This window comes from Streptococcus mitis (assembly GCF_047460035.1).
Taxonomy (GTDB): Bacteria; Bacillota; Bacilli; order Lactobacillales; family Streptococcaceae; genus Streptococcus; species Streptococcus mitis_DW.
Map to the genome: position 1 here is coordinate 53,947 of NZ_JASHHB010000003.1, position 12,226 is coordinate 66,172.

A 12,226-nucleotide genomic window follows, 5' to 3' on the forward strand; every position below is an offset into this window, starting at 1 on the left:
GTACTCAAGCACAGCCTGCGGCTAGTTTCCTAGTTTGCTCTTTGATTTTCATTGAGTATAAGTTAAAAATCCTGATTTCAAGTAAAATCAGGATTTTTTCATGGATGCGATTTTTTCTGGATCTGGTGTGACACGGAGGGTCTTTTGTCCTGTGTAAGTAACAAAGCCTGGTTTTCCGCCAGTTGGTTTGTTGAGTTTCTTGACTTCAATCATATCTACCTGAACCAGATTTGACAGGCGACCTTGAGAGAAGTAGGCTGCAAGTTCTGCCGCGTCTGTTTTGACTTCATCAGATGGGTCAAGATTTCCTGAGATAACAACGTGGCTTCCAGGAATATCCTTGGCATGGAACCAAAGTTCCTCCTTGCGGGCCATTTTAAAGGTTAGTTCCTCATTTTGTAGGTTATTGCGGCCGACATAGATAATGGTTTTGCCATCACTCGCCAGATATTGTTCTGGTTTTTTACGTTTCTGGATTTTCTCCCGTTGTCTTCTGCGGATAAAGCCAGTTTGGATTAATTCTTCACGGATTTCAGCGATTTCTTCCAGTCCAGCTTGGTTGAGGACGGTTTCTACACTTTCCAAATAGAGAATAGTTGCCTTGGTTTCTTCAATCAAATCAGTCAAGTATTTGACAGCTTCTTTGAGTTTCTGATACCGTTTAAAATAGCGTTGGGCATTCTGGTTGGGAGTCAAGGCCTTATCAAGCGCAATCGTGATAGGTTGGTTGGTGTAGTAGTTGTCTAGGATAACCTGGTCTTGGTCGTTAGGCACTTGGTGGAGGAAGGTTGTCAGCAATTCCCCTTTTTGACGAAATTCCTCAGCGTTGTCTGTCGCCAGTAACTCTTTTTCTTGTTTTTTAAGCTTATGACGATTTTTTTGAAGTTCATTTTCAACACGACGAATGAGTTCACTGGCTTGCTGTTTGACGCGGTCGCGCTCAGCCTTATCCTTATAGTAGATGTCCAACAAATCAGAAAGACTGGTAAAAGGTTCTCCCACCTGATTTGCAAAAGGAACTGGGCTGAAGGAAGTCTCAGTCAGGCATGGCTTGGTTTCTTGATGGAAAAAGTTTCGGAAAGTAGATAGTTTATCACTAACCAGAATGTTTTCCAATTCATTTGCCGTATCGCGTCCCAGACCTTGAAAGAGGCTTTGAAGATTTTTTGCTGTTAGTTCTTGGGTTTGCAGGATTTCAAAGAGTTTCTCGTCCTTGATCGTAAAAGGATTGAGAGATGCCGTACTTGGCGGAGCGATGTAGGTCGACCCAGGAAGCAAGGTGCGGTAGCTATTTTGTGAAAATCCGACGTGTTTAATGACTTCGAGAATTTTATGACTGCTCTTATCAACCAGTAGAATATTACTGTGTTTCCCCATAATTTCGATAATCAAGGTTGCCTGGATATGGTCTCCAATCTCGTTTTTATTGGAAACTGTCATTTCCACAATGCGGTCATTTTCCACTTGCTCAATCGACTCAATCAGGGCACCCTGTAAATACTTTCTCAAAACCATGATAAAGGTAGAAGGTTGGGCTGGATTTTCAAAAGTCGTTTGGGTCAGCTGAATGCGTCCAAAAACTGGATGGGCAGAAAGGAGCAGGCGATGACTTTGGCGATTGCTGCGGATTTGCAAGACCAACTCTTGTTCAAAAGGTTGATTGATTTTCTGGATGCGACCGTTCACTAACTCTCTTCGCAATTCCTCAACCATGTGGTGTAAAAAAAATCCGTCAAATGACATCGTTCTCTCCTTGTGATTGTATTCCATAGTATTATATCAAAAAGGTAGAATAAAATCATGGAAATGTGGTATAATAAAGCCAAGTAAAGAGAAACGAGAAGCACATGTATATTGAAATGGTAGATGAAACTGGTCAAGTTTCAAAAGAAATGTTGCAACAAACCCAAGAGATTTTGGAATTTGCAGCCCAAAAATTAGGAAAAGAAGACAAGGAGATGGCAGTTACCTTTGTGACCAATGAGCGTAGTCATGAACTCAATCTGGAGTACCGTGACACCGACCGTCCGACAGATGTCATCAGCCTTGAATATAAACCAGAGTTGGAAATTGCCTTTGACGAAGAAGATTTGCTTGAAAATCCAGAATTAGCAGAGATGATGTCTGAGTTTGATGCCTATATTGGGGAATTGTTCATCTCTATTGATAAGGCTCATGAGCAGGCTGAGGAATATGGCCACAGCTTTGAGCGTGAGATGGGCTTCTTGGCAGTACACGGCTTTTTACATATTAACGGCTATGATCACTACACTCCGGAAGAAGAAGCGGAGATGTTCGGTTTACAAGAAGAAATTTTGACAGCCTATGGACTCACAAGACAATAAACGAAAATGGAAAAATCGTGACCTGATATCCAGTTTAGAATTTGCTCTTACAGGAATTTTTACTGCCATAAAGGAAGAACGCAATATGCGAAAACATGCGGTGACGGCTCTCGTGGTCATCCTCGCAGGTTTTGTTTTTCAGGTGTCACGAATCGAATGGCTCTTTCTCCTATTGAGCATTTTTTTGGTAGTAGCCTTTGAAATTATCAATTCTGCTATCGAGAATGTGGTGGATTTGGCCAGTCACTATCACTTTTCTATGCTGGCTAAAAATGCCAAGGATATGGCGGCTGGCGCGGTATTAGTGGTCTCTCTTTTCGCAGCCTTAACAGGCGCATTGATTTTTCTCCCACGAATCTGGGACTTAATATTTTAAACAGTAAGAGGAAATTATGACTTTTAAATCAGGCTTTGTAGCCATTTTAGGACGTCCCAATGTTGGGAAGTCAACTTTTTTGAATCACGTTATGGGGCAAAAAATCGCCATCATGAGTGACAAGGCGCAGACAACGCGCAACAAAATCATGGGAATTTACACGACCGATAAGGAGCAAATTGTCTTTATCGACACACCAGGGATTCACAAGCCTAAAACGGCTCTTGGAGATTTCATGGTCGAATCTGCCTATAGTACCCTTCGTGAAGTGGATACTGTTCTTTTCATGGTGCCCGCTGATGAAGCGCGTGGTAAGGGGGACGACATGATTATTGAGCGTCTTAAGGCTGCCAAGGTCCCTGTGATTCTGGTGGTGAATAAGATTGATAAGGTCCACCCAGACCAGCTTTTGTCTCAGATTGATGATTTCCGTAATCAGATGGACTTCAAGGAAATTGTTCCAATCTCAGCCCTTCAGGGAAATAACGTGTCTCGTCTAGTTGATATTTTGAGTGAGAATCTGGACGAAGGTTTCCAGTATTTCCCGTCTGATCAAATCACAGACCATCCAGAACGTTTCTTGGTTTCAGAAATGGTTCGCGAGAAAGTCTTGCATCTAACTCGTGAAGAGATTCCGCATTCGGTAGCAGTAGTTGTGGATTCTATGAAACGAGATGAAGAGACAGATAAGGTCCATATCCGTGCAACCATTATGGTCGAGCGAGATAGCCAAAAAGGGATTATCATCGGTAAAGGTGGTGCTATGCTTAAGAAAATTGGTAGTATGGCCCGTCGTGATATCGAACTCATGCTAGGAGACAAGGTCTTCCTAGAAACCTGGGTCAAGGTCAAGAAAAACTGGCGCGATAAAAAGCTAGATTTGGCTGACTTTGGCTATAATGAAAAAGAATACTAAGTAGAGGTGGGCTCATGCCTGCTTCTTGTTTTTACAGAAGGAGGACTTATGCCTGAATTACCTGAGGTTGAAACTGTTCGACGTAGCTTGGAAAAATTGATTTTGGGAAAGAAGATTTCGAGTATAGAAATTCGCTATCCCAAGATGATTAAGACAGATTTGGATGAGTTTCGCAAGGAAGTGCCTGGTCAAGTTGTTGAGTCAATGGGACGTCGTGGTAAATATTTACTTTTCTACCTGACAGACAAGGTCATGATTTCCCATCTGCGAATGGAAGGCAAGTATTTTTATTATCCAGACCAGGTTCCTGAACGCAAGCATGCCCATGTTTTCTTTCAGTTTGAAGATGGTGGCACGCTTGTTTATGAGGATGTACGCAAGTTTGGAACCATGGAACTCTTGGCTCCTGACCTTTTGGAAGCCTACTTTATTTCTAAAAAATTAGGTCCTGAACCAAGCGAACAAGACTTTGATGCGCAGGTCTTTCAAGCTGCCCTATCCAAGTCCAAAAAGCCTATCAAATCCCATCTTTTAGACCAGACTTTGGTAGCTGGACTTGGCAATATCTATGTGGATGAGGTTCTCTGGCGAGCTCAGGTTCATCCAGCAAGACCTTCCCAGACTTTGACATCAGCAGAAGCGACAGCTATTCATGACCAGACCATTGCTGTATTGGGACAGGCTGTTGAAAAAGGTGGTTCCACCATTCGGACCTATACCAATGCCTTTGGGGAAGATGGAACCATGCAGGATTTTCATCAAGTCTATGACAAGGCTGGTCAAGAATGTTCACGTTGTGGCACCATCATTGAGAAAATCCAACTAGGTGGACGAGGCACCCACTTTTGTCCAAACTGCCAAAGGAGGAGCTGATGGGGAAAATCATCGGAATCACAGGAGGAATTGCCTCGGGTAAGTCAACTGTGACAAATTTTCTTAGACAGCAAGGTTTTCAAGTGGTGGATGCCGATGCAGTCGTCCACCAACTACAGAAACCTGGTGGTCGTCTGTTTGAGGCTCTAGTTCAGCATTTTGGTCAAGAAATCATTCTAGAAAATGGAGAACTCAATCGCCCTCTCCTAGCTAGTCTCATCTTTTCAAATCCTGAGGAACGAGAATGGTCTAAGCGAATCCAAGGGGAGATTATTCGTGAAGAACTGGCTACTTTGAGAGACCAGTTGGTTCAGACAGAAGAGATTTTTTTCATGGATATTCCCCTGCTTTTTGAGCAGGACTACAGCGCTTGGTTTGATGAGACGTGGTTGGTCTATGTGGACCGAGATACCCAAGTAGAACGTTTAATGAAAAGAGACCAGTTGTCCAAAAATGAAGCTGAATCTCGTCTGGCAGCCCAGTGGCCTTTAGAGCAAAAGAAAGGTTTAGCTAGCCATGTTCTAGACAATAATGGCAATCTGGACCAGCTTCTTACTCAAGTGCGTATCCTTCTCGAGGGAGGTAAGCAATATGACAGAGATTAACTGGAAGGATAATTTGCGTATTGCCTGGTTTGGTAATTTTCTGACAGGAGCCAGTATTTCTTTGGTTGTGCCCTTTATGCCCATTTTTGTGGAAAATCTGGGTGTAGGGAGTGAGCAAGTCGCTTTTTATGCAGGTTTAGCTATTTCTGTCTCTGCTATTTCTGCGGCGCTCTTTTCTCCTATCTGGGGTATTCTTGCCGATAAATACGGTCGAAAATCCATGATGATTCGTGCTGGTCTGGCCATGACTATCACTATGGGAGGCTTGGCTTTTGTCCCAAATATTTATTGGTTAATCTTTCTTCGTTTACTGAATGGTGTATTTGCAGGTTTTGTTCCCAATGCAACAGCCTTGATAGCCAGTCAGGTTCCCAAGGAGAAATCAGGCTCTGCCTTAGGTACTTTGTCTACAGGTGTAGTTGCAGGCACTCTAACTGGTCCTTTTATTGGTGGCTTTATCGCAGAATTATTTGGAATTCGTACGGTTTTCTTACTGGTTGGTAGTTTTCTGTTTTTAGCTGCTATTTTGACTATTTGCTTTATTAAGGAAGATTTTAAACCAGTAGCCAAGGAAAAGGCTATTCCAACAAAGGAATTATTTACATCGGTCAAATATCCTTATCTTTTGGTCAATCTCTTTTTAACCAGTTTTGTCATCCAATTTTCAGCCCAATCGATTGGCCCTATTTTGGCTCTTTATGTACGCGACTTAGGGCAGACAGAGAATCTTCTTTTTGTCTCTGGTTTGATTGTGTCCAGCATGGGCTTTTCCAGCATGATGAGTGCAGGAGTCATGGGTAAGCTAGGTGACAAGGTGGGCAATCATCGTCTCTTGGTTGTAGCACAGTTTTATTCAGTTATCATCTATCTCCTCTGTGCCAATGCATCTAGTCCCCTTCAACTAGGACTCTATCGTTTCCTCTTTGGCTTGGGAACCGGTGCGCTGATTCCTGGGATTAATGCCCTACTCAGCAAAATGACTCCCAAAGCCGGCATTTCGAGGGTCTTTGCCTTCAATCAGGTATTCTTTTATCTGGGAGGTGTCGTTGGTCCCATGGCAGGTTCTGCAGTAGCAGGTCAATTTGGCTACCATGCAGTCTTTTATGCGACAAGCCTTTGTGTTGCCTTTAGTTGTCTCTTTAACCTGCTTCAATTTCGAACATTATTAAAAGTAAAGGAAATCTAGTGCGAGTAAAAATTAATCTCAAATGCTCCTCTTGTGGCAGTATCAATTACCTAACCAGTAAAAATTCAAAAACCCATCCAGACAAGATCGAGGTTTTAAAGTATTGTCCCAAGGAAAGAAAAGTAACCCTACATCTTGAATCTAAGTAGATTTTATGGTAAAATAATAAGGATTTTAAGGAGTTTGATATGTATAACCTATTATTAACCATTTTATTAGTATTATCTGTTGTGATTGTGATTGCGATTTTCATGCAACCAACCAAAAACCAATCCAGCAATGTATTTGATGCCAGCTCAGGTGATTTGTTTGAACGCAGTAAAGCACGCGGTTTTGAAGCTGTAATGCAGCGTTTGACAGGGATTTTAGTCTTTTTCTGGCTAGCCATTGCCTTAGCATTGACGGTATTATCAAGTAGATAAGAAAATAATGGGCAGGACTAGGTCTTTGCCTCTTTTTATTTTTAAAGGATGTTTGAGAAGGTTTTACAGTAAAAGAAAATTAAAAAATCTAGAAAGAAAATATGAAAGATAGAATAAAAGAATATTTGAAAGATAAGGGAAAGGTAACGGTCAATGACTTGGCTCAGGCTTTGGGAAAAGACGGTTCCAAGGATTTTCGTGAGTTGATTAAAACCTTGTCCCTAATGGAAAGAAAGCACCAGATACGCTTTGAGGAAGATGGCAGTCTGGCTTTGGAAGCCAAGAAAAAACATGAGATTACTCTCAAGGGGATTTTTCATGCCCATAAAAATGGCTTTGGTTTTGTCAGTCTGGAAGGGGAAGAGGACGACCTTTTTGTAGGAAAAAATGATGTCAATTATGCTATTGATGGCGATACCGTTGAGGTCGTCATCAAGAAAGTCGCTGATCGCAACAAGGGAACAGCAGCGGAAGCCAAAATTATTGATATTCTAGAGCACAGTTTGACAACCGTTGTTGGACAAATCGTTCTAGATCAGGAAAAGCCTAAGTATGCCGGCTACATCCGTTCTAAAAACCAGAAAATTAGCCAGCTGATTTATGTTAAGAAACCTGCCCTTAAACTAGAAGGAACAGAAGTTCTTAAGGTCTTTATCGACAAATACCCAAGCAAGAAACATGATTTCTTTGTCGCTAGTGTCCTCGATGTGGTGGGGCATTCAACGGATGTCGGAATTGATGTCCTTGAGGTTTTGGAGTCTATGGACATTGTCTCAGAATTTCCAGAAGTTGTTGTCAAGGAAGCAGAAAGTGTGCCGGATGCTCCGTCTCAAAAGGATATGGAAGGTCGTCTGGATCTAAGAGATGAGATTACCTTTACCATTGACGGTGCTGATGCCAAGGACTTGGACGATGCGGTGCATATCAAGACCTTGAAAAATGGGAATCTGGAGCTTGGAGTTCACATTGCAGACGTTTCCTACTATGTGACAGAAGGTTCTGCCCTTGACAAGGAAGCTCTTAACCGCGCGACTTCAGTCTATGTAACAGACCGAGTGGTTCCAATGCTTCCAGAACGACTGTCTAATGGAATTTGCTCTCTCAATCCTCAAGTTGACCGTCTGACCCAGTCTGCCATTATGGAGATTGATAAACATGGTCGTGTAGTCAATTACACCATTACACAAACGGTTATCAAGACAAGCTTCCGTATGACCTATAGTGATGTCAATGATATCCTAGCAGGTGACGAGGAAAAGAGACAAGAGTATCAGAAAATTGTTCCTAGTATAGAACTTATGGCCAAGCTCCATGAAATTTTAGAAAACATGCGTGTGAAACGTGGAGCTCTCAATTTCGATACCAATGAAGCCAAGATTTTGGTTGATATACAAGGTAAGCCTGTTGATATTGTTCTTCGTCAGCGTGGTATTGCCGAGCGCATGATTGAATCCTTTATGTTGATGGCCAATGAAACAGTTGCCGAGCATTTCAGCAAGCTGGAGCTACCTTTCATTTATCGTATCCATGAGGAGCCTAAGGCTGAAAAGGTTCAAAAGTTTATTGATTATGCTTCAAGTTTCGGTATTCGAATCTATGGGACTGCTAGTGAAATGAGTCAAGAGGTTCTCCAAGACATCATGCGTGCTGTTGAGGGAGAACCTTATGCAGATGTATTGTCCATGATGCTTCTTCGCTCTATGCAGCAGGCTCGCTATTCGGAGCACAATCACGGCCACTATGGCCTTGCTGCTGACTATTACACTCACTTTACCAGCCCGATTCGTCGTTATCCAGACCTTCTTGTTCACCGTATGATTCGTGATTACAGCCGTTCTACGGAAATAGCAGAGCATTTTGAACAAGTAATTCCAGAGATTGCGACCCAGTCTTCCAATCGTGAGCGTCGTGCTATCGAGGCCGAGCGTGAAGTCGAAGCCATGAAAAAGGCTGAGTACATGGAAGAATACGTAGGTGAAGAATACGATGCGGTTGTATCCAGCATTGTCAAGTTTGGTCTCTTTGTCGAATTGCCGAACACAGTTGAAGGCTTGATTCACATCACTAATCTACCTGAATTTTATCATTTCAATGAGCGGGATTTGACTCTTCGTGGAGAAAAATCAGGAACAACCTTCCGTGTAGGTCAGCAAATCCGTATCCGAGTTGAAAGAGCCGACAAGATGACGGGCGAGATTGATTTCTCTTACATTCCAAGTGAGTTTGATGTGATTGAGAAAGGCTTGAAACAAGCTGGTCGCAAAGACAGAGGGCGTGGTTCAAGTCGTCGTTCAGATAAGAAGGAAGATAAGAGAAAATCAGGACGCTCAAATGATAAGCGCAAGCATTCACAAAAAGACAAGAAAAAAGGGAAGAAACCTTTTTACAAGGAAGTAGCTAAGAAAGGAGCCAAGCATGGCAAAGGGCGAGGGAAAGGTCGTCGCACAAAATAAAAAGGCGCGCCACGACTATACAATCGTAGATACGCTAGAGGCAGGGATGGTCCTGACTGGGACTGAAATCAAGAGTGTGCGAGCTGCTCGAATCAATCTCAAGGACGGCTTTGCCCAAGTAAAAAATGGGGAAGTTTGGTTGAGCAATGTTCATATCGCGCCTTACGAAGAGGGAAATATCTGGAACCAGGAACCTGAACGCCGTCGCAAACTCTTGCTCCATAAGAAACAAATTCAAAAATTGGAACAAGAGACCAAAGGGACAGGGATGACCCTGGTTCCCCTTAAAGTCTATATCAAAGATGGCTATGCCAAGCTCCTTTTAGGTTTAGCTAAAGGGAAGCATGACTACGACAAACGGGAGTCTATCAAACGTCGTGAGCAAAACCGCGACATCGCGCGTGTTATGAAAGCTGTTAATCAGCGATAAAAAGAGGAAATGAAAATGGAAAAACTAGTTGCCTATAAACGTATGCCTTTGTGGACTAAAGAAACCATGCCAGAGGCTGTTCAGCAAAAGCACAATACAAAAGTTGGAACTTGGGGGAAAATTACTGTCTTGAAGGGAGCTCTCAAGTTTATTGAATTGACAGAAGATGGTGAGGTTTTAGCTGAGCACCTCTTTGAAGCAGGAGCCGACAATCCCATGGCACAACCTCAAGCTTGGCATCGAGTGGAGGCTGCCACAGATGATGTGGAATGGTATTTGGAATTTTATTGTAAACCTGAGGATTATTTTCCTAAGAAATACAATACCAATCCTGTTCATTCAGAGGTTCTAGAGGCCATGCAGACAGTAAAACCAGGGAAAGCCTTGGATTTGGGCTGTGGTCAAGGCCGTAATGCACTCTTTCTAGCCCAGCAAGGTTTTGATGTGACAGCTGTAGATCAAAATGAATTATCTCTTGAAATCTTGCAAAGCATTGTTGAGCAGGAAGACCTAGATATGCCTGTTGGTCTTTACGATATCAATTCAGCCAGTATTGGGCAAGCTTATGATTTCATCGTATCGACAGTTGTTTTGATGTTTTTGCAAGCAGACCGCATTCCTGAAATTATCAAAAATATGCAGGAGCATACCACGGTCGGTGGTTATAATCTTATCGTTTGTGCTATGGATACGGAAGATTACCCTTGCTCTGTGAACTTCCCATTTACCTTTAAAGAAGGGGAATTGGCAGACTATTACAAGGACTGGGAATTGGTTAAGTACAATGAAAATACAGGCCATTTACACCGTCGTGACGAAAATGGCAATCGTATACAACTACGCTTTGCGACCATGCTAGCTAAGAAAATAAAGTAAATAAGAATGAAGATTAGGAAATTTCCTGATCTTTTTTCTTTTTTACGAATAGATAAGATAGAAGAATTGACAAAAATACGCATTATAAGTATAATTTTAGCTAGAAAGGTGACCATAAATGCCAATAACAGGTAAGGAAATGGTAAAATTAGCTCTTGCAAATGGATGGATTGAAGTTCGTAAGAGAGGAAGTCATCATCATTTTAAGAAAGAAGGGGTCTCCTATCTTGTCACTATTCCAGTTCACGGTAATGAGGATTTAGGAAAAGGCCTAGAGAGAAAAATATTAAAAGATTTGGGACTATAGTTGATTTGGAAATTGTGGAGGTGTATTATGCTAAAATCTTATCCTGCTATTTTTCATAAAGAAGGTACTGGATACTGGATTGAATTTCCGGAGTTTGGAGGTGGGACTGAAGGAGCAACGATTGAACTTGCAATGAAAAATGCTCGGGAAATGCTTGAGAGTGTTTTAGCTTCTTATATTGATGAAGGACTGGCTTTGCCTACTCCTAGTGACATTGCTGAGTTGAAAGCTCCTGATGGATTTGTGACTTTGATTCAGGTCAATCCCTTGCCTTTCGTAAAGAATAATAAAGCGATTCGAAAAAATGTTACGGTTCCAGAGTGGCTAGTCAGACTTGCAGATCGTGAGAAAGTGAACTATTCTGAAGTGTTGACACAAGCTCTTGAAAGTCGCTTGCAACTCTAAAATTATAGAGTGATGAAGATTAGGAAATTTCCTGATCTTTTTTCTTTTTTTACGAATAATATAGAAAAGGAGGGAATCATGTTTGTTGCGAGAGATACAAGGGGAGAATTGGTAAATGTGTTAGAGGATAAGCTTGAGAAGGAAGAATACACCTGCCCAGCTTGTGGAGGTCAGCTCCGTTTGCGGCAAGGACAAAGTGTCCGGACCCATTTTGCCCATAAATCCATAAAAGACTGTGATTATTCCTCTGAAAATGAAAGTCTAGAACACTTGGCAAATAAGGAAGTCCTTTATCACTGGTTGAAAAAAGAGGCAGAGGTGCAATTAGAATACCCTCTTCCGGAGCTTAAACAGATTGCGGATGTATTTGTAAATGGCAATCTAGCTTTAGAGGTTCAATGTAGTCCCTTGCCTCAAAAAGTTCTTAAAGAGCGTAGCGAGGGCTATCGTAGTCAGGGTTACCAAGTACTGTGGTTGCTGGGAGAAAAACTTTGGCTCAAGGAGAGGTTGACTCGTCTGCAAGAAGGTTTTCTTTATTTCAGTCAAAATATGGGCTTTTATGTTTGGGAATTAGACAAGGAAAAACAGCTTTTAAGGCTCAAATATCTCATTCACCAAGATCTCCGAGGTAAACTCCATTATCAGATTAAGAAATTTCCCTATGGCCAAGATAGTCTACTGGAGATATTACGTCTTCCCTATAAGAAACAAAAAATATCTCATTTTACAGTTTTTCAAGATAAGGACATCTGTCGCTATATCCGACAACAACTGTTTTATCAAAATCCTATTTGGATGAAAGAACAAGCAGAAGCCTATCAAAAGGGAGAAAATCTCCTGACTTATGGGCTAAAAGAATGGTATCCACAAATTCGACCGCTAGTAGGTGAGTTTTGCCAAATTGAGCAAGATTTGACTCGCTATTATCAGTATTTTCAAACCTATTATCAAGAAAATTCTCAAAATGATTGGCAAAAGCTTTATCCACCAGCCTTTTATCAGCAATATTTCTTGAAAAATATGGTAAAATAG

Annotated in this window: 15 protein-coding genes; 14 read left to right on the forward strand and 1 reads right to left on the reverse strand. The window is 41.8% G+C overall.

Annotated features, from left to right (window positions below; genetic code table 11):
* Nucleotides 1-87: 87 nt before the first annotated feature.
* Entirely contained in the window at nt 88-1,743 is a 1,656-nt protein-coding gene (gene pavA / locus QM956_RS03470) for an Rqc2 family fibronectin-binding protein PavA (protein WP_414302231.1), read from the reverse strand.
* Between the two features lie 104 nt (nt 1,744-1,847).
* Here pavA and ybeY point away from each other — a divergent pair, with 104 nt between their 5' ends.
* From ybeY to QM956_RS03540, 14 genes are all read left to right on the forward strand, one after another.
* Nucleotides 1,848-2,345 carry an rRNA maturation RNase YbeY gene (gene ybeY, locus QM956_RS03475; protein WP_000275156.1) on the forward strand — a complete coding sequence of 166 codons (498 nt, stop codon included), beginning with the start codon at nt 1,848-1,850 and terminating at the stop codon, nt 2,343-2,345.
* Complete coding sequence (locus tag QM956_RS03480) at nt 2,326-2,721, forward strand: diacylglycerol kinase family protein (protein WP_000378165.1); 396 nt, start codon at nt 2,326-2,328, stop codon at nt 2,719-2,721. Before ybeY ends, QM956_RS03480 begins: the two co-directional genes overlap by 20 nt.
* A 16-nt stretch (nt 2,722-2,737) precedes the next feature.
* Nucleotides 2,738-3,637 (forward strand): GTPase Era, encoded by a 900-nt coding sequence (era, locus tag QM956_RS03485; protein ID WP_000143264.1) that lies wholly within the window; start codon nt 2,738-2,740, stop codon nt 3,635-3,637.
* 48 nt (nt 3,638-3,685) lie between these two features.
* Entirely contained in the window at nt 3,686-4,510 is an 825-nt protein-coding gene (mutM, locus tag QM956_RS03490; protein ID WP_084924523.1) for a DNA-formamidopyrimidine glycosylase, read from the forward strand.
* A complete protein-coding gene (coaE, locus tag QM956_RS03495) occupies nt 4,510-5,115 on the forward strand; it encodes a dephospho-CoA kinase (RefSeq protein WP_023947227.1) in 606 nt (201 codons plus the stop codon). The genes mutM and coaE overlap by 1 nt, the downstream gene beginning before the upstream one ends.
* Nucleotides 5,102-6,301 carry a multidrug efflux MFS transporter PmrA gene (locus QM956_RS03500; protein WP_023947226.1) on the forward strand — a complete coding sequence of 400 codons (1,200 nt, stop codon included), beginning with the start codon at nt 5,102-5,104 and terminating at the stop codon, nt 6,299-6,301. The genes coaE and QM956_RS03500 overlap by 14 nt, the downstream gene beginning before the upstream one ends.
* Nucleotides 6,301-6,450, forward strand: a complete 150-nt coding sequence (gene rpmG, locus QM956_RS03505; protein ID WP_001809104.1) for a 50S ribosomal protein L33 — start codon at nt 6,301-6,303, stop codon at nt 6,448-6,450. Before QM956_RS03500 ends, rpmG begins: the two co-directional genes overlap by 1 nt.
* Before the next feature lie 39 nt (nt 6,451-6,489).
* On the forward strand, nt 6,490-6,723 hold the full coding sequence (gene secG / locus QM956_RS03510; RefSeq protein WP_000282517.1) for a preprotein translocase subunit SecG: 234 nt from the start codon (nt 6,490-6,492) through the stop codon (nt 6,721-6,723).
* A gap of 101 nt (nt 6,724-6,824) precedes the next feature.
* Nucleotides 6,825-9,176: a ribonuclease R gene (gene rnr / locus QM956_RS03515; protein WP_261020142.1), complete on the forward strand. Its 2,352-nt coding sequence runs from the start codon at nt 6,825-6,827 to the stop codon at nt 9,174-9,176.
* Nucleotides 9,139-9,606, forward strand: coding sequence for an SsrA-binding protein SmpB (gene smpB / locus QM956_RS03520; RefSeq protein WP_001051750.1), 468 nt, complete (start codon nt 9,139-9,141; stop codon nt 9,604-9,606). Before rnr ends, smpB begins: the two co-directional genes overlap by 38 nt.
* A 15-nt stretch (nt 9,607-9,621) precedes the next feature.
* Nucleotides 9,622-10,482 carry an SAM-dependent methyltransferase TehB gene (gene tehB, locus QM956_RS03525; RefSeq protein WP_261020143.1) on the forward strand — a complete coding sequence of 287 codons (861 nt, stop codon included), beginning with the start codon at nt 9,622-9,624 and terminating at the stop codon, nt 10,480-10,482.
* Nucleotides 10,483-10,600: 118 nt separating this feature from the next.
* Nucleotides 10,601-10,789, forward strand: a complete 189-nt coding sequence (locus QM956_RS03530) for a type II toxin-antitoxin system HicA family toxin (protein WP_101782206.1) — start codon at nt 10,601-10,603, stop codon at nt 10,787-10,789.
* 27 nt (nt 10,790-10,816) lie between these two features.
* Nucleotides 10,817-11,194, forward strand: coding sequence for a type II toxin-antitoxin system HicB family antitoxin (locus tag QM956_RS03535; RefSeq protein ID WP_050252888.1), 378 nt, complete (start codon nt 10,817-10,819; stop codon nt 11,192-11,194).
* 78 nt (nt 11,195-11,272) lie between these two features.
* Entirely contained in the window at nt 11,273-12,226 is a 954-nt protein-coding gene (locus QM956_RS03540; protein ID WP_261020144.1) for a competence protein CoiA, read from the forward strand.

Coding starts and splice junctions, on each gene's coding strand:
- mutM (WP_084924523.1), top strand. CDS start 3,686: ATGCCTGAATTACCTGAGGTTGAAACTGTTCGACGTAGCTTGGAAAAA.
- rnr (WP_261020142.1), top strand. CDS start 6,825: ATGAAAGATAGAATAAAAGAATATTTGAAAGATAAGGGAAAGGTAACG.
- coaE (WP_023947227.1), top strand. CDS start 4,510: ATGGGGAAAATCATCGGAATCACAGGAGGAATTGCCTCGGGTAAGTCA.
- smpB (WP_001051750.1), top strand. CDS start 9,139: ATGGCAAAGGGCGAGGGAAAGGTCGTCGCACAAAATAAAAAGGCGCGC.
- pavA (WP_414302231.1), bottom strand. CDS start 1,743: ATGTCATTTGACGGATTTTTTTTACACCACATGGTTGAGGAATTGCGA.
- QM956_RS03500 (WP_023947226.1), top strand. CDS start 5,102: ATGACAGAGATTAACTGGAAGGATAATTTGCGTATTGCCTGGTTTGGT.
- era (WP_000143264.1), top strand. CDS start 2,738: ATGACTTTTAAATCAGGCTTTGTAGCCATTTTAGGACGTCCCAATGTT.
- QM956_RS03535 (WP_050252888.1), top strand. CDS start 10,817: ATGCTAAAATCTTATCCTGCTATTTTTCATAAAGAAGGTACTGGATAC.
- QM956_RS03530 (WP_101782206.1), top strand. CDS start 10,601: ATGCCAATAACAGGTAAGGAAATGGTAAAATTAGCTCTTGCAAATGGA.
- tehB (WP_261020143.1), top strand. CDS start 9,622: ATGGAAAAACTAGTTGCCTATAAACGTATGCCTTTGTGGACTAAAGAA.
- ybeY (WP_000275156.1), top strand. CDS start 1,848: ATGTATATTGAAATGGTAGATGAAACTGGTCAAGTTTCAAAAGAAATG.
- QM956_RS03540 (WP_261020144.1), top strand. CDS start 11,273: ATGTTTGTTGCGAGAGATACAAGGGGAGAATTGGTAAATGTGTTAGAG.
- QM956_RS03480 (WP_000378165.1), top strand. CDS start 2,326: ATGGACTCACAAGACAATAAACGAAAATGGAAAAATCGTGACCTGATA.
- secG (WP_000282517.1), top strand. CDS start 6,490: ATGTATAACCTATTATTAACCATTTTATTAGTATTATCTGTTGTGATT.